This window comes from Pseudomonas sp. RL_5y_Pfl2_69, assembly GCF_963970465.1.
In the GTDB taxonomy this organism is placed as follows: Bacteria; Pseudomonadota; Gammaproteobacteria; order Pseudomonadales; family Pseudomonadaceae; genus Aquipseudomonas.
In genome coordinates this window covers 419,620-443,398 of sequence record NZ_CAXAOU010000001.1, presented here as the reverse complement: position 1 = coordinate 443,398, position 23,779 = coordinate 419,620, and the positions used below count along the sequence as shown (strand labels likewise).

21 protein-coding genes and 1 pseudogene are annotated in these 23,779 nt (G+C 58.1%); 16 read left to right on the top strand and 6 right to left on the bottom strand.

Annotated features, from left to right (window positions below; genetic code table 11):
• Nucleotides 1-36 precede the first annotated feature (36 nt).
• A complete protein-coding gene (locus tag AACY07_RS02035) occupies nt 37-498 on the top strand; it encodes a VUT family protein (protein ID WP_019822065.1) in 462 nt (153 codons plus the stop codon).
• 83 nt (nt 499-581) lie between these two features.
• Entirely contained in the window at nt 582-1,763 is a 1,182-nt protein-coding gene (purT, locus tag AACY07_RS02030) for a formate-dependent phosphoribosylglycinamide formyltransferase (protein WP_133076266.1), read from the top strand.
• Between the two features lie 107 nt (nt 1,764-1,870).
• Here the strand turns inward: purT and AACY07_RS02025 are convergent, their stop codons facing one another.
• From AACY07_RS02025 to AACY07_RS02015, 3 genes and pseudogenes are all read right to left on the bottom strand, one after another.
• Entirely contained in the window at nt 1,871-3,187 is a 1,317-nt protein-coding gene (locus AACY07_RS02025; protein ID WP_133076265.1) for an MFS transporter, read from the bottom strand.
• Between the two features lie 258 nt (nt 3,188-3,445).
• A pseudogene (locus tag AACY07_RS02020) lies at nt 3,446-4,150 on the bottom strand (transporter associated domain-containing protein); the annotation flags it as partial.
• A 186-nt stretch (nt 4,151-4,336) separates the two neighbouring features.
• Nucleotides 4,337-5,149 (bottom strand): cytochrome C assembly family protein, encoded by an 813-nt coding sequence (locus AACY07_RS02015; RefSeq protein WP_133076264.1) that lies wholly within the window; start codon nt 5,147-5,149, stop codon nt 4,337-4,339.
• A 208-nt stretch (nt 5,150-5,357) separates the two neighbouring features.
• Here AACY07_RS02015 and ffh point away from each other — a divergent pair, with 208 nt between their 5' ends.
• The 6 genes from ffh (at nt 5,358) to AACY07_RS01985 (ending at nt 9,440) form a co-directional block, all read left to right on the top strand.
• Nucleotides 5,358-6,734 (top strand): signal recognition particle protein, encoded by a 1,377-nt coding sequence (gene ffh, locus AACY07_RS02010; protein WP_016781914.1) that lies wholly within the window; start codon nt 5,358-5,360, stop codon nt 6,732-6,734.
• 249 nt (nt 6,735-6,983) lie between these two features.
• Complete coding sequence (gene rpsP / locus AACY07_RS02005; protein ID WP_095001251.1) at nt 6,984-7,235, top strand: 30S ribosomal protein S16; 252 nt, start codon at nt 6,984-6,986, stop codon at nt 7,233-7,235.
• Between the two features lie 5 nt (nt 7,236-7,240).
• The gene (gene rimM / locus AACY07_RS02000) at nt 7,241-7,780 is read left to right on the top strand and encodes a ribosome maturation factor RimM (protein ID WP_133076263.1); all 540 of its coding nucleotides are present in this window, start codon (nt 7,241-7,243) and stop codon (nt 7,778-7,780) included.
• 2 nt (nt 7,781-7,782) lie between these two features.
• Nucleotides 7,783-8,535: a tRNA (guanosine(37)-N1)-methyltransferase TrmD gene (gene trmD, locus AACY07_RS01995; RefSeq protein WP_003440270.1), complete on the top strand. Its 753-nt coding sequence runs from the start codon at nt 7,783-7,785 to the stop codon at nt 8,533-8,535.
• 45 nt (nt 8,536-8,580) lie between these two features.
• Nucleotides 8,581-8,931 (top strand): 50S ribosomal protein L19, encoded by a 351-nt coding sequence (rplS, locus tag AACY07_RS01990; RefSeq protein ID WP_003440273.1) that lies wholly within the window; start codon nt 8,581-8,583, stop codon nt 8,929-8,931.
• A gap of 95 nt (nt 8,932-9,026) precedes the next feature.
• Nucleotides 9,027-9,440 (top strand): acyl-CoA thioesterase, encoded by a 414-nt coding sequence (locus AACY07_RS01985; RefSeq protein WP_019822086.1) that lies wholly within the window; start codon nt 9,027-9,029, stop codon nt 9,438-9,440.
• Between the two features lie 137 nt (nt 9,441-9,577).
• On the opposite strand, the gene AACY07_RS01980 is transcribed toward AACY07_RS01985, so the two are convergent.
• On the bottom strand, nt 9,578-11,377 hold the full coding sequence (locus AACY07_RS01980) for a cation:proton antiporter (RefSeq protein ID WP_326427326.1): 1,800 nt from the start codon (nt 11,375-11,377) through the stop codon (nt 9,578-9,580).
• Nucleotides 11,378-11,497: 120 nt separating this feature from the next.
• Here AACY07_RS01980 and xerD point away from each other — a divergent pair, with 120 nt between their 5' ends.
• From xerD to AACY07_RS01950, 6 genes are all read left to right on the top strand, one after another.
• Nucleotides 11,498-12,394: a site-specific tyrosine recombinase XerD gene (gene xerD, locus AACY07_RS01975; protein ID WP_339473273.1), complete on the top strand. Its 897-nt coding sequence runs from the start codon at nt 11,498-11,500 to the stop codon at nt 12,392-12,394.
• Between the two features lie 123 nt (nt 12,395-12,517).
• Nucleotides 12,518-13,249 carry a thioredoxin fold domain-containing protein gene (locus tag AACY07_RS01970; protein ID WP_133077778.1) on the top strand — a complete coding sequence of 244 codons (732 nt, stop codon included), beginning with the start codon at nt 12,518-12,520 and terminating at the stop codon, nt 13,247-13,249.
• Nucleotides 13,250-13,385: 136 nt separating this feature from the next.
• Nucleotides 13,386-14,690, top strand: coding sequence for a homoserine dehydrogenase (locus AACY07_RS01965; RefSeq protein WP_133077777.1), 1,305 nt, complete (start codon nt 13,386-13,388; stop codon nt 14,688-14,690).
• A gap of 61 nt (nt 14,691-14,751) precedes the next feature.
• Nucleotides 14,752-16,161 (top strand): threonine synthase, encoded by a 1,410-nt coding sequence (gene thrC, locus AACY07_RS01960; protein WP_339473270.1) that lies wholly within the window; start codon nt 14,752-14,754, stop codon nt 16,159-16,161.
• A gap of 119 nt (nt 16,162-16,280) precedes the next feature.
• Nucleotides 16,281-18,374, top strand: a complete 2,094-nt coding sequence (locus AACY07_RS01955; protein WP_339473269.1) for a transporter substrate-binding domain-containing protein — start codon at nt 16,281-16,283, stop codon at nt 18,372-18,374.
• A 137-nt stretch (nt 18,375-18,511) separates the two neighbouring features.
• Complete coding sequence (locus tag AACY07_RS01950; RefSeq protein WP_339473268.1) at nt 18,512-18,928, top strand: response regulator; 417 nt, start codon at nt 18,512-18,514, stop codon at nt 18,926-18,928.
• A gap of 165 nt (nt 18,929-19,093) precedes the next feature.
• On the opposite strand, the gene AACY07_RS01945 is transcribed toward AACY07_RS01950, so the two are convergent.
• Together AACY07_RS01945 and AACY07_RS01940 are read right to left on the bottom strand one after the other, a co-directional pair.
• Entirely contained in the window at nt 19,094-19,906 is an 813-nt protein-coding gene (locus AACY07_RS01945) for a TIGR02285 family protein (RefSeq protein ID WP_339473266.1), read from the bottom strand.
• Between the two features lie 42 nt (nt 19,907-19,948).
• The gene (locus AACY07_RS01940; RefSeq protein WP_133077772.1) at nt 19,949-21,148 is read right to left on the bottom strand and encodes a CaiB/BaiF CoA transferase family protein; all 1,200 of its coding nucleotides are present in this window, start codon (nt 21,146-21,148) and stop codon (nt 19,949-19,951) included.
• Nucleotides 21,149-21,283: 135 nt separating this feature from the next.
• Here AACY07_RS01940 and AACY07_RS01935 point away from each other — a divergent pair, with 135 nt between their 5' ends.
• The gene (locus AACY07_RS01935; RefSeq protein ID WP_019822101.1) at nt 21,284-21,826 is read left to right on the top strand and encodes a YaeQ family protein; all 543 of its coding nucleotides are present in this window, start codon (nt 21,284-21,286) and stop codon (nt 21,824-21,826) included.
• Nucleotides 21,827-21,868: 42 nt separating this feature from the next.
• Entirely contained in the window at nt 21,869-23,578 is a 1,710-nt protein-coding gene (recJ, locus tag AACY07_RS01930) for a single-stranded-DNA-specific exonuclease RecJ (protein WP_133077771.1), read from the top strand.
• Nucleotides 23,579-23,779: the final 201 nt, after the last annotated feature.

Sequence of the window (23,779 nt, the reverse complement as noted above, 5' to 3'; positions counted from 1 at the left end):
CCCTGTGCGCCTTATTCAGAGGTGTCGCCCGCTCCCATGCTGTTTCTTATCGCTTATATCGCCAGCGTCGTGCTGATCAACTTCGCGTTCTCGACGGCGCCGCACCTGGACATTATCTGGTCGGCCTGGGGCGGGCTGGTGTTTGTTTTGCGCGACATGGTGCAAACCCGCTTTGGCCACGGTGCGCTGTTGGCCATGCTGGCGGCACTGGTGCTGTCATACATCACCTCTGATCCTTCGATTGCCCTGGCCAGCGCCACCGCGTTCGCCGTCTCCGAATGCATCGACTGGCTGGTGTTCAGCATCACCAAGCGACCCTTGCATGACCGCTTGTGGATCAGCTCTGCGCTGAGTATCCCGATTGATACCTTTATCTTTTTCGGCATGATCGATGCGTTTACCCCGGGCGTGATTCTCATCGCCATGGCGTCGAAATTTGCCGGAGTGACTTGTGTGTGGCTGGCAATGGCCTGGCGACTGCGCAAAGCAGCCGTTTAGTCAGGTAAAATGCCGGCCTTTCTTCCCCTGCAGGCGCAGGTTGTGTGCGCGCCTTCGATGATTTGTTTCCATGAGGACCTGAAATGACCCGTATCGGAACCCCACTGTCGCCGACCGCGACCCGCGTATTGCTGTGTGGCTGCGGCGAACTGGGCAAAGAAGTTGTCATCGAATTGCAGCGTCTGGGGGTCGAAGTGATCGCTGTCGATCGCTATGCCAACGCACCGGCCATGCAGGTTGCCCATCGCAGCCACGTCATCAATATGCTCGATGGCGCAGCCTTGCGTGCCGTGATCGAAGCAGAAAAGCCGCACTTTATTGTTCCTGAAATCGAAGCCATTGCCACCGCGACCCTGGTTGAGCTGGAAGCCGAAGGCTTTACCGTCATTCCGACCGCCCGCGCCACTTCGCTGACCATGAACCGCGAAGGCATTCGACGTCTGGCGGCAGAAGAGTTGGACCTGCCAACCTCGCCGTACCACTTTGCCGATACCTTTGAAGACTACAGCGCCGCCGTGCTGGACCTGGGCTTCCCGTGTGTGGTCAAGCCGGTGATGAGCTCGTCGGGCAAGGGCCAGAGCCTGCTGCGCAGCACTGATGATGTGAAAGCTGCCTGGGACTACGCACAAGAAGGCGGTCGTGCGGGCAAGGGGCGGGTCATTGTCGAAGGCTTTATCGACTTCGACTACGAAATCACCCTGCTGACCGTACGCCACATCGGTGGCACCACGTTCTGCGCGCCGGTCGGTCACCGTCAGGAGAAGGGCGACTACCAGGAGTCCTGGCAGCCGCAGGCCATGAGTCCGATTGCTCTGGCCGAGTCCGAGCGTGTTGCCAAAGCCGTGACCGAGGCGCTGGGTGGCCGCGGCCTGTTTGGCGTTGAGCTGTTCATTAAGGGCGATCAGGTGTGGTTCAGCGAAGTCTCGCCGCGCCCGCACGATACCGGTCTGGTCACGCTGATTTCCCAGGACCTGTCCCAGTTCGCCCTGCATGCACGCGCGATTCTCGGCTTGCCGATTCCGCTGATCCGTCAGTTCGGGCCATCGGCCTCGGCGGTGATTTTGGTGGAAGGGCAGTCGACTCAGACCGCGTTCTCCAACCTGGGTGCGGCCTTGAGCGAGCCGGATACGGCCTTGCGCCTGTTCGGCAAGCCAGAGGTCAATGGCCAGCGCCGCATGGGCGTGGCCCTGGCCCGTGATGAGTCGATTGAAGCTGCACGCGCCAAGGCGACCCGTGCAGCCAAGGCTGTAGTGGTCGAGCTGTAAAAAAACATCCCCGTAGTCGCTGCCGAGGCACGAAGGCTGCGAGCTTTTAAACTTTAAGAGCTCGCAGCCTTCGTGCCTCGACAGCGACTACGTATTTCCTGCGCCGATCAGGCCACCTTGTTCAGGTCAGCCTCTTTTGTTTCTTTCAGGCACAGCACAGCGATCAGGCTGAGCACTGCCGCACCCGAAACATACCCGCCCACCCAGCTCAAACCGCCCATGCTCACCAGCTTCTGGGCAAAGAACGGTGCGGCCGATGCGCCCACAATCCCGCCCAGGTTGTACGCCGCCGATGCGCCGGTATAGCGCACGCGGGTCGGGAACAGTTCAGGCAGCAGGGCGCCCATGGGGGCAAAGGTCACGCCCATCAGAAACAGCTCGATGCACAGAAACAGCGCCACGCCCCAGGTCGAACCCTGGGTGAGCAGAGGCTCCATCAGAAAGCCCGACAAGATCGCCAGTACACCGCCGACAATCAGCACCGGCTTGCGTCCATATCTATCGCTGGCCCAGGCTGAAAGAGGTGTTGCAGCGGCCATGAACAGCACGGCAAAGCACAGCAGGCCGAGGAAGGTCTCGCGGGTATAGCCCAGCGTGGACACGCCATAACTTAGCGAAAACACGGTCGAGATATAGAACAGTGCATAGCACACGACCATCGAGGCAGCGCCCAGCAGCATCGGTGCCCAGTATTGGCTGAAGAGCTCAACGATGGGCATTTTCACCCGCTCGTGTTGCGCTACGGCTTTGGCAAACACCGGTGTTTCTTCCAGTTTCAGGCGCACATACAAGCCGACCATCACCAGCGCCGCACTCAGCAGGAAGGGGATGCGCCAGCCCCATGAGCGGAACTGCTCATCGCTCAGGCTCATTGCCAGAATCAGGAACAGGCCGTTGGCTGCCAGAAACCCGATCGAGGGCCCCAGTTGCGGGAACATGCCATACCAGGCGCGCTTGCCTTTGGGAGCGTTCTCGGTGGCCAGCAATGCTGCGCCGCCCCATTCCCCGCCCAACCCGAGCCCCTGACCGAAGCGCAGCACGCACAGCAGGATCGGCGCCCAGGCGCCGATCGTGGCGTAACCTGGCAGCACGCCGATCAGCGTGGTGCACACGCCCATCAGCAGCAGGGAGGCGACCAATGTGGATTTGCGCCCGATACGGTCACCGAAGTGGCCAAACAGGAAAGAGCCCAGCGGGCGGGCGAGAAAGGCAATGCCGAAGGTCAGGAACGCCGACAGCATCTGCGCCGTGCCGGAAGTCTGCGGAAAAAATACCGGGCCAATGACCAGTGCGGCAGCGGTGGCATACACGTAAAAGTCGTAGAACTCGATGGCCGTGCCGATAAAACTGGCCGTGGCAACGCGGGTTGCGGAATTGGCCGGCTTGTCGGGCGAGGCTTCGCTGTAAGTTGTGCTGGAGGTCATGCGTAAATCCCTGACAGTTATGAGCTCATTGGCCGATGTCAGCCTTTGCGGCGTGACGTGGCGAGCAATTTTTATGGTCGTTTGCCCTGAGGGATAACAGGGTGCAAGCGCAGTTCAGGATGGGAACGTACGCAGGTACTGCGTAAAGCAACGCGCCGACAGCGCTGGGTGCGGGTAGCACGCGTGTCGGCGAGGCTTGGGTAAGCGAGGAAGATTATAGGGAGGCCCGTTTAAATGTAACAAGACCTTACGCGGCGATTAAGCCGCGGGCTTGACGCTGTTGTGCCAGATAAGCACTCGGCTGACGCGGTTATCTTCGGTCTGGAGGATCTCCAGGCGGTAGCCGCCGATCTTCAGGCATACCGTGGTTTCCGGGATGGTTTCCAGCGCTTCGGTGACAAGGCCATTGAGGGTTTTGGGGCCGTCGCAGGGCAGGTGCCAGCCCAGGGCTTTGTTCAGCTCGCGTATGGAGGCTGCGCCATCAATCACATAGCGTCCGTCGGGCAGGGGATCGATATGGGGGTTGTCGATATTTTGCTCATCTTCGAACTCACCCACGATTTCTTCGAGGATGTCTTCAAGTGTCACGATGCCCAGCACTTCGCCGTATTCATCGACCACCACGCCCAGCCGTCGCTGCTGCTTGTGGAAGTTCAGCAGTTGCAGTTGCAGCGGGGTGCTTTCGGGGATGAAGTAAGGTTCGTGGCAGACGGCCAGCAATGCCTCTTTGGTCAGGCTGGCATCAGGCAGCATGTGTTGAATGTGGCGGGTGTTGAGGATGGCTTCGACCTGATTGATGTCGTTGTGAAACACCGGCAGGCGCGTGCGTGTGGTCTGGCGTAGTTGTTCGATCAGGTCTTCGATCGGATCATCCAGATTGAGGCCCTCGACTTCGCTGCGCGGGATCAGGATGTCGTTGACCGTGATGTTGTCCAGCGCATGGATACCGGAAAGCAGGTGCGGACGACTGTTGTTTTGCTCGTCCTGCTGCTGGGGCGCTTCCTCGCGTGGTTGCAGGGCTTCTGCACGCTTGGCCGCTGCGCCAGTCTTGCCCAGAAAATAGCCGACAAGTATCCCGGCTCCTGCGATCAACAGCGCCGAGACCGCCAGAATCGGCCCAGGGGGCAAGCTATCCATAATTATCGCCCGTCAGATATGCAGAATGTATTCACGAACCAGCTTGCTGCCAAAGTAGGCCAGCATCAACAGGCAAAAGCCGGCAAACGTCCAGCGGATGGCTTTATGGCCGCGCCAGCCGAGGTGATAACGGCCCAGCAAGAGCACGCTGAATACGATCCATGCCAGGCAGGCCAGCAAGGTTTTGTGCACCAGGTGTTGGGCGAACAGGTTGCCCAAAAACAGCCAGCCGGAAATCAGGGACATCGAGAGCAGTGACCAGCCGGCCCACAAGAAGCCGAACAGCAGGCTTTCCATGGTTTGCAGCGGCGGGAAGTTTTTGATCAGGCCCTTGGGGTGCTTGTGCTTGAGCTGATAGTTCTGCAGCGACAGCAGCAATGCCTGGAACACCGCGATGGTGAACATGCCATAGGCCAGGATCGACAGCAGGATATGCGCGAGTATGCCGGGCTCTTCATTAATGACCTGAACCGTGCCGGGCGGCGCGAATTCGGACAGCAGCACTGTCAGCATGCCCAGCGGATATAAAAGCAGCAGCAGGTTCTCGACCGGTATCCGTGCGCAGGCAACCAGGGTCACGGTGATCACGGCCGCGGCAATCAGGCTGGCTGCACTGAAAAAGTCCAGTTCAAGGCCGGCAGGCGTCATCAGGTGGGTAAACAGGCTGGCGGCGTGGGCGAGCACGGCAAGAATGCCAAGCGTCACCAACAGGCGTTTGTTCGCCTTTGCGCCTTGGCGCAGGCAAGAGCCTTGATAGAAGGTCGCAGCGGCATATAAGCAGGCGGCGGCGAGGCTGGGTAGCAAGCTGGGTGACAAGGGGAGCATAAATCCTGTTAGGCAAGCCCGAAAGGACTGAGTTTGGCATACAACCGCCTGTACACGAAAGACCACATAAGCCGACGGCAAGGTGTCGGACACGGCCAGTCTTCGCTATAATCCGCGACCTGCCCACGCCGCAGGCTCGCCGAGCATCAGTTTTACACGGGCTGGGCCGCAATAACCCCGGTCTACTTTGGGCCTGAAAGGATCGCGCATGTTTGAAAATTTAACCGATCGTCTCTCGCAGACGCTGCGCCATGTCACCGGCAAGGCCAAGCTGACCGAGGACAATATCAAAGACACCCTGCGTGAAGTGCGCATGGCGTTGCTGGAAGCCGACGTGGCGTTGCCGGTCGTCAAAGACTTCGTCAACGCGGTCAAAGAGCGCGCTGTAGGCACGGAAGTGTCCCGCAGCCTGACGCCTGGCCAGGCGTTTGTGAAGATCGTCCAGGCTGAGCTTGAAAGCCTGATGGGCGCGGCCAACGAGGACCTGGTCCTCAATGTCACGCCGCCAGCTGTTGTATTGATGGCCGGTTTGCAGGGTGCGGGTAAAACCACCACCGCCGGCAAGCTGGCGCGCTTCCTTAAAGAGCGCAAAAAGAAAACCGTGATGGTGGTCTCGGCCGACGTTTATCGTCCGGCAGCGATCAAGCAGCTCGAAACCCTGGCCAATGAAGTCGGCGTGACCTTCTTCCCGTCCGACTTGAGCCAGAAGCCGGTAGACATCGCTCGCGCAGCCATTGCTGAAGCGAAGCTGAAGTTCATCGACGTGGTCATCCTCGATACCGCGGGTCGCCTGCATATCGATGCCGAGATGATGGCTGAGATTCAGGAGTTGCACGCGGCCGTCAAGCCTGCTGAAACCCTGTTTGTCGTTGACGCCATGACCGGCCAGGATGCGGCCAACACCGCCAAGGCTTTCGGCGACGCATTGCCGCTGACCGGCGTGATCCTGACCAAGGTCGACGGTGATGCCCGTGGCGGTGCGGCACTGTCCGTGCGTGCCATTACCGGCAAGCCGATCAAGTTCATCGGTATGGGCGAGAAGAGCGACGCGCTTGAGCCTTTCCACCCGGACCGTATCGCTTCGCGCATCCTGGGCATGGGCGACGTGCTCAGCCTGATCGAGCAGGCCGAACAGACCCTCGATAAAGACAAAGCCGACAAACTGGCCAAAAAGCTCAAGAAAGGTAAAGGCTTCGACCTCGAAGACTTCCGCGACCAACTGCAACAGATGAAGAACATGGGCGGCCTTGGCGGTCTCATGGACAAGCTGCCGAACATGGGCGGTGTCAATCTGGCGCAAATGGGCAATGCCCAGGGCGCAGCTGAAAAGCAGTTCAAGCAGATGGAAGCCATCATCAACTCCATGACCCCGGCCGAGCGCCGTGACCCTGAGCTGATCAGCGGTTCGCGTAAACGCCGTATTGCCATGGGTTCCGGCACTCAGGTGCAGGACATCGGTCGCTTGATCAAGCAGCACAAGCAGATGCAGAAGATGATGAAAAAGTTCTCCACCAAAGGTGGGATGGCCAAAATGATGCGCGGCATGGGCTCGATGATGCCCGGCGGCGGCATGCCAAAAATGTAATTTACCCGCCCGTACGCTTGCGTGCGGGCAACTCGCAGCAATGCGAGACACCCGGCAAACCCGCACTGTGCGGGAGCTGACCTGTCACCATTCGTGGTGATCTCGTTGCAAGTCTGTACGGCATGCCGATAGGCGCCAGAAAAAGACATTTGCAAAAGTCCGGATATTCCTTAGAATATGCGGCCTTTCGGGCACCTATGCCCGCTGTGCCTTTAGATTTGCAGCACCGACTACAGGAACGATGTTCACATGCTAACAATCCGTCTTGCCCTTGGCGGCTCCAAAAAGCGCCCGTTTTACCACTTGACCGTTACCGACAGCCGTAACCCACGTGACGGTTCCCACAAGGAACAAATTGGTTTCTTCAACCCGGTTGCCCGTGGTCAGGAAATCCGTTTCTCCGTTAAAGAAGACCGCCTCGCCTACTGGCTGAGCGTTGGTGCTCAACTGTCTGAGCGTGTTGCTCAGCTGGTTAAAGAAAACGCTAAGGCTGCGGCCTGAGCAATATGAGCGTGACGCCTGAAACTGCTGATGATTTGATCGTTATCGGCAAAATCTATTCGATTCACGGCGTGCGCGGCGAAGTGAAGGTTTATTCCTTTACGGATCCAATTGATAACCTGTTGGACTACAAAAAGCTGACGCTTCGGCGCGGCAATGATGTACGACAGGCAGAGCTGGTCAGTGGCCGTTCTCATAACGGCAAGTTTCTGGTTGTGAAGCTCAAGGGTCTCGATGACCGTGATGAAGCTGGTCTTCTTCGTGAATTCGAAATCTGCGTGCCGCGTAACCTGTTTCCTGAACTGACCGACGGCGAGTACTACTGGTACCAGCTGCAGGGACTGAAAGTGACCAACCTTGAAGGGCAATTGCTCGGCAAGATTGTTGACCTGATGGAAACTGGCTCGAACGATGTCATGGAAGTCAAACCTTGCCCAGGTAGCCTGGATGATCGCGATCGCTTGTTGCCCTATACAGAGCAATGCGTGCTGAGCGTCGACCTGGTAGCCGGCGAGATGAAGGTGGATTGGGATGCGGACTTCTAAGCGTGGCTAAATTGCGCGTAGAAGTGATCAGTTTGTTTCCCGAAATGTTTTCCGCCATCAGCGACTACGGCATCACTAGTCGTGCGGTGAAACAAGGGCTCTTGCAGCTGACTTGTTGGAACCCGCGAGACTACACAACGGACCGACATCACACTGTGGACGATCGCCCATTTGGCGGTGGTCCGGGCATGGTGATGAAGATCAAGCCTCTGGAAGATGCACTGGTTCAGGCCAGAGAAGCAGCCGGAGAGGCGGCGAAGGTTATTTACCTGTCGCCCCAAGGCCGTCAACTGAATCAGTCGGCGGTACGCGAACTGGCGAATGAGGAAGCATTAATCCTCATTGCAGGTCGTTATGAAGGCATTGACGAGCGTTTTATAGACGCTTATGTCGATGAAGAGTGGTCGATTGGTGACTATGTACTCTCTGGTGGCGAGCTACCGGCGATGGTTCTGATTGATGCGGTTACACGACTGCTGCCTGGAGCTTTAGGGCATGCGGACTCCGCGGAGGAAGATTCCTTCACGGATGGTTTGCTGGATTGCCCGCACTACACCCGACCGGAGGTGTATGCGGATCAGCGTGTTCCCGACGTATTGCTTAGTGGCAATCATGCACACATCCGGCGTTGGCGTTTACAGCAGTCCCTTGGGCGGACCTTTGAACGACGCGCCGATCTTCTGGAAAGCCGCTCGCTTTCTGGAGAAGAGAAGAAGCTGCTCGAGGAATATATCCGCGAGCGGGACGATAGTTAACAACGTATCGATGGTAGATCAGTTGATCTACCTTAGGAGCACAGCATGACTAACAAAATCATCCTTGCACTCGAAGCAGAGCAGATGACCAAAGAGATCCCTCCTTTTGCCCCGGGCGACACCATTGTCGTTCAGGTGAAAGTGAAGGAAGGCGATCGTTCGCGTCTGCAAGCTTTCGAAGGTGTAGTGATTGCCAAGCGTAACCGTGGCGTGAACAGTGCTTTCACTGTTCGTAAAATCTCCAACGGTGTTGGCGTAGAGCGTACTTTCCAGACCTACAGCCCGCAAATCGACAGCATGGCAGTGAAACGTCGCGGTGACGTTCGTAAAGCCAAGCTGTACTACCTGCGTGACCTGTCCGGTAAAGCAGCTCGCATCAAGGAAAAACTGGCTTAAGTCCAGCTTCCCGATGCAGAAAAAAGCAGCCTTCGGGCTGCTTTTTTGTTGCCTGAGATTTGTCATACCTTTGTCCAGTTGTAGGTAGTAAAAGCATGACTTTGCGTGAGCAAGAGATTCAACGTCGTACTGAATTGTCCGTTACCCGTATTACCAAAGCGGTTTTCCCATCGACCACCAATCACCACAACACCCTGTTTGGCGGCACTGCGCTGGCCTGGATGGACGAAGTATCGTTTATCGCCGCCACTCGTTTTTGTCGTCTGCCGCTGGTGACGGTGTCTACCGATCGCATTGACTTCAACCACCCCATTGCCGCGGGTTGCATCGTTGAGCTGGTGGGGCGAGTGGTTAAAGTCGGCAACACCAGCCTCAAGGTCGAGGTTGAGGTGTATGTCGAAAGCATGAGTTGCGATGGCCGCGAATTGGCCATCCAGGGTTTGTTCAGCTTTGTTGCCATCGATGATGACAAGCGCCCGGTGCCGGTGTTGCCAGGGTTTGCCTCGTAAAACGGCATTGCGCAGTTTTGTGAGCAGCGCATTACATGTGGGAGCTGACTTGCCTGCGATGCAAGCGCCGCGGTCTGGCTGGCACACCGCAGGGATGCCATCGCGAGCAAGCCCGCTCCCACAAGGAAGGTGAGGCTTCAGCTCTGCTGCCTGATCAGTGCCAGCAACGTCCACCCGGTTCCCGGTTTCAACTCGCTGTCGGGTGTCACCACATGGACCCAGCCATTCCCGTCCCGGGCGAACAGCAGGGTGACGCGTTTACCGTGCAGGTTCTGGTAGTCCTCCCAGGTGAAGTTGTCGGTCAAGTTCGTGCTGTACAACTCGGCACCCTGGCTCAGTTCACTGGCCAGCTGGCCATAAGTCAGTGCCGGGTTGCCCAGCGCTTGCCCACGGTACTCGTGACTGGCGCGATGTTTGTCGGTGCGCCGGCTTTCCTGGCCATTGGTCAGGGCAAACAGGCGCTGGGGGCCGAACTCGTGGTGAAAACGAACCGCTGCCAGGGTGTTCAGCTCGCCAGACGGCGACAGGGCGAGCAAATACCCCAGGCCCACCAGGTCAAGATGGGATTCGGCGTGCTCTGATGCCGGGTTGCCAAAGTAAGTCGGCAGGTTTTCCATGCGCGCTGAGCGAATGTTTTCCCAGTTGGAGTCGGTCAGCAGTACCCGGCTGCCCAGTTGCTGAAGGGCTTTGCCGATGAGACGGGCCGGGCCATTGGCGCCGACGATCAAAAAGCCGCTGGGCGCGGGCTCGGCCACTTTCAGCAGGCGGGCCAGAGGCCGTGCCGTGGCGCTTTGCAGTACCACGGTGCCAATGATCACCGCAAACGTAAGCGGCACCAGCAGCAACGCGCCTTCGTGACCCGCTTCGTCCAGCCTGATTGCAAAAATCGCAGAAACGGCTGCAGCGACAATTCCGCGCGGAGCAATCCAGGCCAGTAGAGCGCGTTCACGCCAGTTCAGTTTTGAGCCAAACGTTGAGAGCACGACGTTCAGTGGGCGAGCAATAAACTGAATAATCAGCAGCAACACCAGCACCACCGGCCCGAGACCGATCATGGCGTTCAAGTCCAGGCGCGCGGCGAGCAGAATGAACAGGCCCGAGATCAGGAAAATGCTCAGGTTCTCCTTGAAGTGCAAGATGTTGCGTACATCCACGCCTTTCATGTTGGCCATCCACATGCCCATCAGCGTGACCGCCAGCAAGCCCGATTCATGCATGGCCTCATTGGCGCCAATAAACACAGCCAGCACCGCCGCCAGTGTTGCCAGGCTTTGAAGATACTCGGGCAGCCATTGGCGGCGCACGATATGCCCCATGATCCAGCCGCCCACGATGCCGAACACGCTGCCGCAGACAATCACCCCGGCAAAGGTCAGCAGGCTGTGGCTCAGGCCTTCGCCCGTGGCGCTGGCGATGATGAAGCTGTAAACCACGACCGCGAGCAGCGCCCCAATCGGGTCGATGACAATGCCTTCCCAGCGCAGGATAGTGGCAATAGACGCCTTGGGCCGCACGACACGAAGCATCGGCACAATCACCGTCGGCCCTGTGACCAGCGTCAGGGTGCCGAACAGCAAGGCCAGCAGCCAGTCAAAGCCCAGCAGCCAATGGGTAGCCAGGGTAATCACCGCCCAGGTCGAGAGCGCTCCGATGGTGACCAGTCGATGCACCACTGTGCCGATTTCGCGCCACTCGGACAGGTGAAGGGTCAGGCTGCCTTCAAACAGAATCAACGCTACAGCCAGAGAAACCAGCGGCATCAGCAAGGGGCCGAACAGCTCTTGAGGGTTAAGCCAGCCCAATACGGGGCCCACTAAAATCCCGGTCAACAGCAAAAACAGAATGGCCGGCAACTTCAGCCGCCAGGCCAGCCACTGGGAGCCCAGGGCTGCAATGCCGATACCGCCGAAAGACAGCAGAATCTGTTGTTCGGTCATAAGGTGATCCTGTAGGAACTTGGGGTTTATGGCGTGCGCCGGCTATGAAAGACTAGCGGCCACTTTTGCAGTTCACTTTTTATTTGTGCGCAGCCTCTGGCCTGCGCATTTCGAGAGCCAATGCCCGCTATAAACGATCCACTTATCGACCGTTTCCTGGATGCCTTGTGGTTGGAAAAAGGCCTTTCGGACAACACTCGCGGCGCTTATCGCAGTGATTTGGCCTTGTTCAATGGCTGGTTGGGCGAGCGCGACATTGCATTGATCAATGCCGGGCGCGAATTGATCCTCGATCACTTGGCCTGGCGACTGGAGCATGGCTACAAGCCCCGATCCACCGCGCGCTTCCTGTCAGGCGCGCGGGGGTTCTATCGTTACTTGCTGCGAGAAAAGCTGATTGCCGTCGACCCGACGCTGCAGGTCGATATGCCGCAGTTAGGCCGGCCGTTGCCCAAGTCCCTGTCAGAGGCCGACGTTGAGGCGCTGCTCGCCGCTCCGGATCTGAGTGATGCCATCGGTCAGCGTGATCGGGCCATGCTCGAAGTGCTGTATGCCTGTGGCTTGCGGGTGACAGAGTTGATCAGCCTGACCCTGGAGCAGCTCAATCTGCGTCAGGGGGTGTTGCGGGTGATGGGCAAGGGCAGCAAGGAGCGCCTGGTGCCGATGGGGGAGGAGGCCATCGTCTGGGTTGAGCGCTACATGCGCGATGCCAGGCATGAGCTGCTCGCAGGGCGCCCCAGTGATGTGATGTTTCCCAGCCAGCGAGGTGAGCAAATGACTCGCCAGACCTTCTGGCACCGCATCAAGCATCAAGCCAAAGTCGCGGGGATCGACAAGTCACTGTCGCCTCATACCTTGCGTCACGCCTTCGCCACCCATCTGCTCAACCACGGCGCCGACCTGCGTGTGGTGCAAATGCTGCTGGGGCATAGCGACCTGTCCACGACCCAGATCTACACCCATGTGGCCCGTGCCCGCCTGCAGGACCTCCACGCCCGCCATCACCCGCGTGGCTAGTGGTAGTCGGTCATGCAAGCCATCTGTGGTAGGCTTTGCCGGTTCAGAAAGCGCGCCGCCCCTACTCGAAGTTCCATGACGGGTATTGCGGGTTGGCCGCGTTGCCCGTCTTCAGGAGTTCCCATGCGCGTGACCCAGATTTTTGCCGCCGCAGCCATTGCGTTGGTCAGTACGTTTTCGTTCGCCGACACCGGCGCCGAGCAAGCTATTCGCAAGAGCCTCGAAACGTTGCAGCTGGATGTTCCGGTCGAGAGCATCAGCGCAAGCCCGATGGCCGGCCTGTATGAAGTCAAACTCAAGGGCAGTCGCGTTCTGTACGCCAGTGCGGATGGACAGTTCATCGTTCAAGGCTATATGTTCCAGCTCAAGGACGGTAAGCCGGTCAATCTGACCGAGCAGGCAGAGCGTGTTGGCGTCGCCAAATTGATCAATGGCATTCCGGTGGCAGAGACCGTCGTTTACCCTGCAATCGGTGAAACCAAGTCGCACATCACGGTCTTTACCGACACCACTTGCCCGTATTGCCACAAATTGCACGCCGAAGTCCCTGAGCTGAACAAAATGGGGATCGAAGTGCGCTATGTTGCATTCCCGCGTCAGGGCCTTGGTTCTCCAGGTGACCAGCAACTGCAGGCTGTCTGGTGCTCCAAGGACAAAAAGTCGGCGATGGACAAGATGACTGACGGTAAAACGGTCGAGGCGCCAAAATGCGCCAACCCGGTCGCCAAGCAGTTCGCGATGGGCCAGTCCATCGGTGTAAATGGCACGCCAGCCATTGTTTTGGCTGACGGTCAGGTAATTCCGGGTTATCAGCCTGCTGCACAGGTTGGCAAGCTGGCACTCAGTGTTAAATAATCCTGCATCGTCACGGTAAGCCTTTGACGATCATGGCGGGGCAGTCCAACTGCCCGGCTATTAATAGAGAACCGTGGCAATCCACGGTTGTTTTCCACGGCCGACCTTGAGTCGGCCGTTTTATGGGGAGTTCAGCGTGAATCCGGTCAAAGTAGGTATCTGTGGGCTCGGGACCGTCGGTGGCGGCACCTTCAACGTACTAAAGCGTAACGCCGAGGAGATTGCGCGCCGTGCCGGGCGTGGTATCCAGGTTGCGCAAATTGCAATGCGTACGCCAAACCCTCAGTGCGACATTACCGGTACCCCCATTACCAACGATGTATTCGCTGTTGCGACCAACCCTGAAATCGACATTGTCATCGAGCTGATCGGTGGTTACACCATCGCTCGTGAGCTGGTGCTCAAGGCCATCGAGAACGGCAAGCATGTCGTGACTGCGAACAAGGCACTAATTGCCGTTCACGGTAACGAAATCTTCGCCAAGGCTCAGGAAAAGGGCGTGATCGTTGCGTTCGAAGCGGCCGTTGCAGGCGGCATCCCGGTGATCAAGGCCATTCGTGAAGGCCTGTCGGCCAACCGCATCAACTGGGTTGCGGGCATCATCAACGGTACCGGTAACTTCATCCTCACCGAGATGCGTGAAAAAGGCCGTACTTTCGAAGACGTGCTGGCTGAAGCGCAAGCGTTGGGGTATGCCGAAGCCGACCCTACGTTCGACGTTGAAGGGATCGATGCAGCACACAAACTGACGATTCTGGCGTCGATTGCCTTCGGTATCCCGTTGCAATTCGACAAGGCCTACACCGAAGGCATCACCAAGCTGACAACCGCTGACGTGAATTACGCTGAAGCCCTGGGTTACCGCATCAAGCACCTGGGTGTTGCGCGCAGCACGGCCAATGGTATCGAGCTGCGTGTTCACCCAACGCTGATTCCGGCTGATCGCCTGCTGGCCAACGTCAATGGCGTCATGAACGCCGTCATGGTCAATGGTGATGCTGCCGGTTCGACCCTGTTCTACGGCGCAGGTGCGGGCATGGAGCCAACGGCTTCGTCCGTGATTGCCGACCTGGTGGACGTGGTTCGCGCCATGACCAGCGACCCTGAAAACCGTGTGCCGCACCTGGCCTTCCAGCCAGACCTGTTGTCCGATCACCCGATCCTGCCGATCGATGCGTGTGAAAGCGCCTACTACCTGCGTATCCAGGCGAAGGATCATCCGGGCGTATTGGCTCAAGTGGCCAGTATCCTGTCCGAGCGTGGTATCAACATCGAGTCGATCATGCAAAAAGAGGTCGAGGAGCACGATGGTCTGGTGCCAATGATTCTGCTGACCCATCGGGTCATCGAGCAGCACATGAACGATGCGATCACGGCGCTTGAAACGTTGCAGGGCGTAGTGGGGCCAGTGGTTCGTATCCGCGTTGAACATCTCAATTAATTGATAGTGCCAAGCGGCAGGTTCCCGGCCGCTTGGCGCTCAAACCGAAGGTTTGAAAAACATGCGCTATATCAGCACCCGTGGCCAGGCACCGGCCCTGAATTTTGAAGATGTATTGCTGGCCGGGCTGGCCAGCGATGGCGGTTTGTATGTGCCGGAAAACCTGCCGCGCTTTACCCAGGAAGAAATCGCCTCCTGGGCAGGTTTGCCGTACCACGAGTTGGCGTTTCGGGTCATGCGCCCGTTTGTGACCGGCAGTATCCCGGATGCGGACTTCAAAAAGATTCTCGAAGAAACCTACGGCGCGTTTTCCCACGCAGCGGTAGCGCCGCTGCGTCAGCTCAATGGCAATGAATGGGTGCTTGAGCTGTTCCACGGCCCGACCTTGGCGTTCAAGGATTTCGCCCTGCAACTGCTCGGTCGCTTGCTCGACTACGTGCTGGCAAAGCGTGGCGAGCGCGTGGTGATTGTCGGAGCAACCTCCGGTGATACCGGCTCGGCTGCCATTGAAGGCTGCAAGCATTGCGAGAATGTCGACATTTTCATCCTGCACCCCAATAACCGGGTGTCGGAAGTTCAGCGTCGCCAGATGACCACGCTGTTCGGTGACAACATTCATAACCTCGCCATCGAAGGCAACTTCGATGACTGCCAGGAAATGGTCAAGGCCAGTTTTGCCGACCAGGGTTTCCTCAAGGGCACACGCCTGGTCGCGGTGAACTCGATCAACTGGGCGCGGATCATGGCCCAGATCGTTTACTACTTCCATGCAGCCCTGCAACTGGGTGGCCCCCACCGTTCAGTGTCGTTCTCGGTGCCTACCGGCAACTTTGGCGACATCTTTGCGGGTTACCTGGCACGCAACATGGGCTTGCCGATCAACCAGTTGATCGTTGCCACCAACCGCAACGACATCCTGCATCGCTTCATGAGCGGCAATCAGTACGCCAAGGACACCCTGCACGCGACCCTGTCGCCGTCGATGGACATCATGGTGTCTTCGAACTTCGAACGTTTGCTGTTCGATCTTCACGGTCGCAATGGTGCGGCGGTTGCAACCCTGATGGACACGTTCAAGCAAACCGGCAACTTCAGCGTTGAAGATGATCGCTGGACCGAGGCGCGCCGTCTGTTCGACTCGTTGGCAGTCGATGATGAGCAGACCTGCGAAACCATCGCCCAGGTGTTTGCCGAGAGCGGTGAAGTGCTGGATCCGCACACTGCCATTGGCGTGCGTGCAGCTCGCGAATGCCGTCGCAGCCTGGATATTCCGATGGTTATCCTGGGCACGGCACACCCGGTCAAGTTCCCGGAAGCAGTTGAGAAAGCCGGCATAGGAAAAGCGCAGGAGTTGCCGTCGCACCTTTCCGACCTTTTTGAGCGAGAAGAGCGCTACACCGTGTTGGAAAATGATCTCAAGGCTGTTCAAGCCTTTGTCAGCCAGCATGGCAATCGAGGCAAGCCTCTTTAAAGGCATTTGTCTTACGCGTTTTGAAGCCCGTCATCTGACGGGCTTTTTTGTTTGCGCATGGCATCCTTGGCCGCTTTTAGACCCCGCATGTTGGCGGGTTTGTGGCCAAGGATTCTGTCATGTCACCACTTCACCAGGCATTTGAATCAGGGGCGCGCCTATTGCTGGCGATGGTTCTCCTGACCGGTATGCAGCCGGCCATTGCCAACCATGGTTTGCCCTTCAGGCTTGCAACAAGCTTTATCGAGTTCAAGCCGCTGCAACTGGATCCCTCTGAACAGCAATGGCTGGCCGATCACCCAACGTTGCGCGTGGGTATCGCCCTCGGCGATTACGAACCTGTCGATATCACCAATGATCGCGATTACTACCAGGGCCTCAGCGCCGATTACCTGGGGCTCATTCGTGACAGGCTGGGAGTGTCTGTCGAGCTTTTGGGCTACAAAAAGCGAGACCAGGCAGTGGCCGAGCTGCTGGCCGGGAAAATCGACATCCTGACCAGTGCCAGCGGCTTTGAACGGGGGATTGAAGGCATCGCTTTTTCCCGCAGCTACATGGTTGATCAAGGGGTCATCGTCGGGCGTGCCAGTGACTTCGAGCCGATTACGCGCTGGGCGGGTAAAAAGATCGGCTTTGTCGATGGTTACGTCGATATACAGACCGCCCATGGGTTTTACCCCGACAGCGAGATCATCCTCACCCCCCATTTGCAGAGTGCTATGGAAGCGCTGGCTGAAGGGGATATCGATGCATTCATCGGTAACGAGCTCATGGTGCAGGCATTCAAGAATGTTCGGCCTTACTCAGGGGTGCGCATTATGGGTGATAGCGTTTTGCCGGCTGACGGGTTTGCTTTTGCCACTCGCCGCTCCGAGCCCCAGCTAGCGGCGTTGATTGAAAAGGCATTCGGCAGCATTGATGACGCAACGAGGCAGATGGTCCTGGCCCGCTGGACGACCGGGCTTGAAGGGAGCAGCGGGCAGCAGCCCATCGATCTGTTGCCCGACGAGCAGGAATGGATCAAGCGTCACCCGGTCGTGACCCTCGCCACCCAACAGTTTCCGTTGTACGCGTTCAGGGCTGGAGACGGTCGCTGGGTAGGGCTGAGCGTTGACATTCTGGCGCGTATATCTCGAATGACCGGGCTGCAGTTTGTGCACAAGGAAGCGTTTTCAACGGTGAACATTCTGGACATGCTCAAAAGTGGCGAGGCGCAAATGAACTCCAGTCTCTCCCGAAACCGTGAGCGTACGGCTTTTCTGGATTTCACTTATTCCTACGGAGGGGCACCCTGGGTATTTGTGGTGCGCGTCAATGATTCCCGGCTGGGTTCGCTGGACCAGTTGGCGGGTAAGGTACTGGTGCTTCCCGCCAGGCACGCCCTCGAAGACTTGATTCGACGTGAGTACCCCGCAATCACCTTGCTGCTGGTGGATACCTACGCCCAGGCACGCCACGCAGTGGCTACGGGTGATGCGGATGCAACGATCCAGAGCGAGACACAAGCTCACCTCTATCCGCCGGGGCGTCTAAAGGTCGGGCGCAGTGTGGATGGGCGATGGACCGCTGCCAGTTTTTCGGTATCGACCCAATACCCTGAGTTGCTTGGCATCATGAACAAGGCGCTTGAGGCCATACCAGTGGCCGAATTTCGAGCGCTGAGAACCCGATGGTTGGGAGGCGTTGGTCAACCCCTTGTTATCGAGGGGGGGGCTTACCCTTCAGTCTGGTTGTATGGGGCATTTGCAGCGTTGTTTACCGCTGGCCTCATGCTGTTTTCATGGAACCGGTTTCTGCGCAGGCAGCTAGGGATAGGGCGCCGGTTTGAGCAATCCCTGCGCGAGGAGCTGGAACTCAATCGACGTTTTTTGGATGGCATCCCGAGCCCGATATTCGTGGTGGGCCTGGAAGGTGAGTTGCTCACCTGCAATAAAAGTTATGAAGAGCGCTTGTCGGTGCAACTGGAGCAGATATGCGGATTGAAGGTCACGGACGTCAATTTATTTCCTGATGAGCTGGCTGAGCAGTTTCAGCAAGAGCTTATGCGCATGATCCAGAGCCGTAAGCCTTGCTACAAAAAACGGTGGGTGGAGTTTAAAGCGGGAGGCATGGAAATCTACCAGTGGACTGTCCCGTTTTACTCCGTTTCAGGGCGGCTGGAAGGGCTGGTAGGCGGGTGGTTTGATACCTCCGAGACCAGGAAGTGGAGCTAGCAGGCTCACTTAAACGTTAAAAACAAGCTTTGTATAAAAGCAGTAGAACTTTCAGAAATTTCCTATGTTTCTTGGCTGCTGGGCCTACTAAAGTTCACACCCTCTGTAACAGTAGGTTTATGCCCTGAAGGTTCAAGATGCAATCTCTGAAAGTATTGATTCTTGAAGACAACCCGTTTCAGTTAATGGCGTTGCATCAGATGTTGAACGCTTTTCGGATTTTCGACGTCCTGACGGCTGAAAGCGTGGACTCGGCCCGGGAGTCCCTGCTCAAGTGCGGGGCAATCGATCTTGCCATTTGCGATCTCTACATGGACGGCACATCGGGGCTTGAGTTGATCAGAGAACTGGGCCGCGCGCGCAGTGCGCGGGCGGTGATCATTTTGAGTGCGGCGGCGCCCCCTGTGATCGAAAGAGCGGCCCAACTGGCCCGCAAGCAAGGCCTGAGGGTGTTGGGCTGCTTGTCTAAACCCCTGACCCCGGGCAGCTTGGGGCAATTGCTGGACTCATATCAGCGCACGTGTTCAAGCGCTGGCGCTGCCAAGGGGAATTAACTGCTGGTATCGGGGAACTTTCAGCGGGCGTGGTGTGTCAGATTTTCCATCAACAGGAGCAAGTCTATTGCTCCGATGCTTGTAGCCTGTTGAGCGGGTCGTCAAGACCTTGTTAAAACCCGAGTAGCTTCCCCACTGCTCGGGTTTTTTTTATTGTTTTTTTTGTCATTGCGAATCCAGGTGCGACATGGGGGGCGGCCCCAATGTGTTGAGCAGGGTATTGACGCTGCGAATGACCTCGCGACCTTCAGGTGTGGCCGAACAGCCGATGTAAATGGACTGATACTCGGGTGCGCCCTGAATCGGGTAAAACGTCAGTGAGTCGGGCGACAAACCTTGTTCGTTGGCCTTGGCCTGGATTTCCGGCCAATACCCCAGCAGTGCCGGCATGCGGCCAGCCTGCTGCATTTGCAACAGGCTGCTCAGCGGATCGTTGCCGTAATGCATGACAATCTGACTGGCAGGGACCTGGGTCAGCTGGGCGTCAATCCACTCGCCGTAGCTGCGCTTGGCAATGACCCCAAGCTTCATGGTTTGAGCCTTTAGCAGCCCTGGCAGGTCCACCTTGTTGTTCTGGATGAACGGTTCGACCAAGTGCCGGTTCTCACTCAATATGGCCATGCCATTGCTGTGCATGACGGCAACGGGTGCGGAGTAGACAATCGACTGGGCGCGAGCGGGGTTCCAGATCAAGGCCGGATCGCAGGCCAGTGCCCGTTCACCCAGCATCTGCAGGGCCCGCGCCCGGTTGACCTGCATGATGACGTGCTGGTATTGCGGCATGCTTTCGATCAGCACGGGCATCATTTGATCGATGACCCCCTGACCTTTTTGCTGCCCGTGAAACACCGTGAGCGGCGGTAGATCGCGCAGCAGCCAGATCAGCTTTGGCTCGGCCTGACTGCCGGTGGCCCAGACCAGAAGCAGCGGCGTTATCAGGCCTGCCCACAGGCTTCGCCACTTCAAGCGATGAGTCATCGTGCTGATCTCCTTCGGTTGCCACTCAACGTGGCAACGGGCCTAGATGGCGCCCGCTTGCTTGAGGTTGGCGATGGCTGCTGCGTCGTAGCCCAGCGCGCTCAACAACTCATGATTATGGGCGCCCAACTCGGGCCCGACCCAATCGGCCGAGCCGGGAGTCTCAGACAGCCTGGGCACGATACCGGGCATTTTGAAGTCTTTGCCGTCAGGCAGCTTGGCTTGCAGAAACATTTCACGGGCCAGAAATTGCGGGTCAGTGAACATGTCTTCTGCTGAAAAAATGCGGCTGGCGGGGACTTGCGCCGTGCTCAACTGCTCCAGCACCGTCTCAAGCGGCAGCGAGCCGACCCAGCGGTCAATCACGCCATACAGCTCATCACGACGGGCGTCACGGCCATCGTTGCTGGCCAGTGCCGGATCATTCGCCAGGTCGTCACGGCCAATGATGTGCATGAAACGCTTGAAGATAGCGTCGCCGTTGGCGCCGATCTGTACGTGCTTGCCGTCCAGGCTGGTATGAATCGAAGACGGGGTAATGCCCGGCATGATGTTGCCTGTGCGCTCGCGGATAAAACCGAACACATCGAACTCGGGGACCATGCTCTCCATCATGGCAAAAATGGCCTCGTAGAGTGCTACGTCCACCACCTGGCCTTGCCCGCCGTTGACCTCGCGATGACGCAACGCCATCAGGGCGCCAATGACGCCCCACAGCGCTGCAATCGAGTCGCCAATGGAGATGCCGGTTCGCACCGGAGGGCGGTCTTCAAAACCGGTGATGTAGCGCAGCCCGCCCATGGACTCGCCTACCGCGCCAAAGCCCGGCTGGTCTTTCATGGGGCCGGTCTGGCCAAAGCCGGACAGGCGCACCATCACCAGTTTCGGGTTCAGGGCATGCAGCACATCCCAGCCCAGGCCCAGTTTTTCGAGCACGCCGGGGCGAAAGTTTTCGATCAGGATATCGGCGTCAGCCAGCAAGGCCTTGAGGATGCCCAGGCCATCGGGATGCTTGAGGTTCAGGGTCAGGGATTTTTTGTTGCGCGCCTGGACGAACCACCACAGCGACGTGCCTTCGTACAACTTGCGCCATTTTCGCAGAGGATCGCCACCATCCGGGGACTCGACCTTGATCACCTGTGCGCCAAATTCAGCGCAAATACGCGATGCAAAAGGCCCCGCGATCAGAGTGCCCAGTTCGACGACCTTTAGGCCTGATAGGGGTTTGGTGGCAAGCGGCATGTGGAATCCTTGTCCTGGGTGCGAGCGAGTACAGCCTTTTAACATAGCTGGTCGCTGGCAAGAAGCGGGTCGATTCGTTCAATGACAGCGTATCGGTTAGACTTGCCGCCTTTCTCAGTATCAAGAAGCCCGTTCATGGCACAGCCGTCCACGACCTACAAGTTTGAACTCAACCTGACCGATCTCGATCGCGGGGTTTATGAAAGCGTCAAGCAGACCATCGCCCGTCATCCTTCGGAAACCGAAGAACGCATGACCGTGCGCCTTCTTGCCTACGCCTTTTGGTACAACGAGCATCTGTCTTTTGGTCGTGGCCTGTCTGATGTAGACGAACCAGCTCTGTGGGAAAAAAGCCTGGATGACCGTGTTTTGCACTGGATCGAAGTTGGCCAGCCCGACGCCGACCGCCTGACCTGGTGCTCGCGCCGTACCGAGCGCACCAGTTTGCTGGCCTATGGCAGCTTGCGTGTGTGGGAAGGCAAGGTGATCCCGGCGATCAAAAACCTGAAAAACGTCAACATTGCTGCCGTCCCGCAAGAGATTCTTGAAGTGCTGGCCAAAGACATGCCACGGGTTATCAAGTGGGACGTCATGATCAGCGAAGGCACCATCTTCGTGACCGACGATCGCGGCCAGCACGAAGTGCAGTTGCAGTGGCTGCAAGGCGAACGCGGCTAAGCCACTCCACTTTTTTACGACCAAGAGACTCTTCACCCGCTTATGCGCATCGAACCTCGTCCACTGCCTCAAACCCTGCCTTTTTTGGGCGAAATGCCAACCCTGCTGACGCGTCTCTACGCGGCACGGGGTGTGCAGTCGCAAGCTGAGCTGGACAAAAGCCTGGCGCGACTTATCCCGTACCAGCAGCTCAAGGGCATCGATGCGGCCGTGGATTTGCTGGTGGTGGCACTTGAGCAGCGCCAGCGCATTCTGATCGTGGGCGACTTTGACGCCGACGGGGCTACGGCCAGTACAGTGGGCATGCTGGGCTTGCGTTTGCTGGGGGCGGCCCATGTCGATTATCTGGTGCCCAACCGCTTTGAGTACGGCTACGGCCTGACCCCGGAAATCGTCGAAGTCGCGCTGACGCGGACCCCGCAGTTGCTGATTACGGTCGACAACGGGATCTCCAGTATTGAAGGCGTGGCCGCGGCCAAAAAAGCCGGATTGAGCGTGCTGGTTACCGATCACCACTTGCCGGGCAACGAACTGCCGGCGGCGGATGCCATCGTCAACCCCAACCAGCCCGGCTGCGAATTCCCCAGCAAAGCGCTGGCGGGGGTCGGGGTCATCTTTTACGTGCTGATCGCCTTGCGTGCGCGCTTGAACAGCCTGGGCTGGTACCAGGACAGCAAGGCGCCGAACATCGCCGAGTTGCTGGACCTGGTGGCATTGGGCAGTGTGGCGGACGTGGTGCCGCTGGATGCCAATAACCGGATTCTGGTGCATCAGGGGCTTGAGCGGATCCGTGCCGGGCGCGCGCGTCCGGGGCTGAAGGCCATTTTGGAAGTGGCCAAGCGCGATCACTCAAAAATCACCTCGACCGACCTGGGTTTTATCCTGGGGCCGCGCCTGAACGCCGCCGGGCGACTGGACGACATGAGCCTGGGCATCGAGTGCCTGTTGACCGATGACGCCAATGCGGCTCGGGAAATGGCCGCGCAACTGGACGAGATGAACCAGGACCGAAAGTCCATCGAGCAGGGTATGCAGCGTGAAGCGCTGGCCCAACTCAAGGACCTGACAATCGACAGCATGCCGTTTGGCCTGTGTCTGTTTGATCCGGAGTGGCACCAGGGGGTGATCGGGATTCTGGCTTCACGCCTCAAGGAGCGTTACTTCCGCCCAACCTTCGCCTTTGCCGATGCAGGCGACGGCATGCTCAAGGGGTCGGGGCGTTCGGTTCAGGGTTTTCATATTCGCGACGCACTCAGCGTAGTGGCCGCCCAGCATCCGGACTTGATCAGTAAATACGGCGGCCATGCGATGGCGGCCGGATTGACCTTGCCCGAGGCCAACTTCACGCTGTTCTCCCAGGCATTTGATGCCGAAGTCCGACGTCAACTGCGCGAAGAGGACCTCACCGGGCGCATGTTGTCCGACGGCAGCCTGGCAGTTGAAGAGTTTCACCTGGAGCTGGCGCGGGCCCTGCGCAATGCCGGGCCGTGGGGGCAGCACTTCCCGGAACCGTTGTTTCACGGGGTGTTCCAGTTGGTTGAGCAGCGCATCGTTGGGGAGCGGCATTTGAAAGTGGTGCTCAAAACTGAATGCGGCAGTGTGAAGCTCGACGGCATTGCCTTCGGAGTCGATCGCGAAGTGTGGCCGAACCCGACCATTCGCTGGGTAGAGCTGGCCTATAAACTCGACCTCAACGAGTTTCGCGGCAACGAAACCGTGCAACTGATGATTGCCCATATCGAACCGCGTTAATACCTCCAGTCCCCCCTCTGTGGGAGCGGGCTTGCTCGCGATTACATCCCCCCGATTTGTCTGACAGGTCGCGGCGCTTGTATCGCGAGCAAGCCCGCTCCCACAAAAAAGCGGGGTACTCGCACAGGAAATTTACTCCTGCCCTGTGCGATTTGAACTCGCCCTCATCCAGTGTTGTCGACTAGTCTCTAGAAGTACTTG

Coding starts and splice junctions, on each gene's coding strand:
- rimM (WP_133076263.1), top strand. CDS start 7,241: ATGAGCGTGACGCCTGAAACTGCTGATGATTTGATCGTTATCGGCAAA.
- AACY07_RS01945 (WP_339473266.1), bottom strand. CDS start 19,906: ATGACTCATCGCTTGAAGTGGCGAAGCCTGTGGGCAGGCCTGATAACG.
- rplS (WP_003440273.1), top strand. CDS start 8,581: ATGACTAACAAAATCATCCTTGCACTCGAAGCAGAGCAGATGACCAAA.
- AACY07_RS01980 (WP_326427326.1), bottom strand. CDS start 11,377: ATGACCGAACAACAGATTCTGCTGTCTTTCGGCGGTATCGGCATTGCA.
- AACY07_RS01940 (WP_133077772.1), bottom strand. CDS start 21,148: ATGCCGCTTGCCACCAAACCCCTATCAGGCCTAAAGGTCGTCGAACTG.
- AACY07_RS01935 (WP_019822101.1), top strand. CDS start 21,284: ATGGCACAGCCGTCCACGACCTACAAGTTTGAACTCAACCTGACCGAT.
- rpsP (WP_095001251.1), top strand. CDS start 6,984: ATGCTAACAATCCGTCTTGCCCTTGGCGGCTCCAAAAAGCGCCCGTTT.
- AACY07_RS01985 (WP_019822086.1), top strand. CDS start 9,027: ATGACTTTGCGTGAGCAAGAGATTCAACGTCGTACTGAATTGTCCGTT.
- purT (WP_133076266.1), top strand. CDS start 582: ATGACCCGTATCGGAACCCCACTGTCGCCGACCGCGACCCGCGTATTG.
- AACY07_RS02015 (WP_133076264.1), bottom strand. CDS start 5,149: ATGCTCCCCTTGTCACCCAGCTTGCTACCCAGCCTCGCCGCCGCCTGC.
- AACY07_RS01970 (WP_133077778.1), top strand. CDS start 12,518: ATGCGCGTGACCCAGATTTTTGCCGCCGCAGCCATTGCGTTGGTCAGT.
- recJ (WP_133077771.1), top strand. CDS start 21,869: ATGCGCATCGAACCTCGTCCACTGCCTCAAACCCTGCCTTTTTTGGGC.
- AACY07_RS02035 (WP_019822065.1), top strand. CDS start 37: ATGCTGTTTCTTATCGCTTATATCGCCAGCGTCGTGCTGATCAACTTC.
- AACY07_RS01950 (WP_339473268.1), top strand. CDS start 18,512: ATGCAATCTCTGAAAGTATTGATTCTTGAAGACAACCCGTTTCAGTTA.
- AACY07_RS02025 (WP_133076265.1), bottom strand. CDS start 3,187: ATGACCTCCAGCACAACTTACAGCGAAGCCTCGCCCGACAAGCCGGCC.
- xerD (WP_339473273.1), top strand. CDS start 11,498: ATGCCCGCTATAAACGATCCACTTATCGACCGTTTCCTGGATGCCTTG.
- AACY07_RS01955 (WP_339473269.1), top strand. CDS start 16,281: ATGTCACCACTTCACCAGGCATTTGAATCAGGGGCGCGCCTATTGCTG.
- thrC (WP_339473270.1), top strand. CDS start 14,752: ATGCGCTATATCAGCACCCGTGGCCAGGCACCGGCCCTGAATTTTGAA.
- ffh (WP_016781914.1), top strand. CDS start 5,358: ATGTTTGAAAATTTAACCGATCGTCTCTCGCAGACGCTGCGCCATGTC.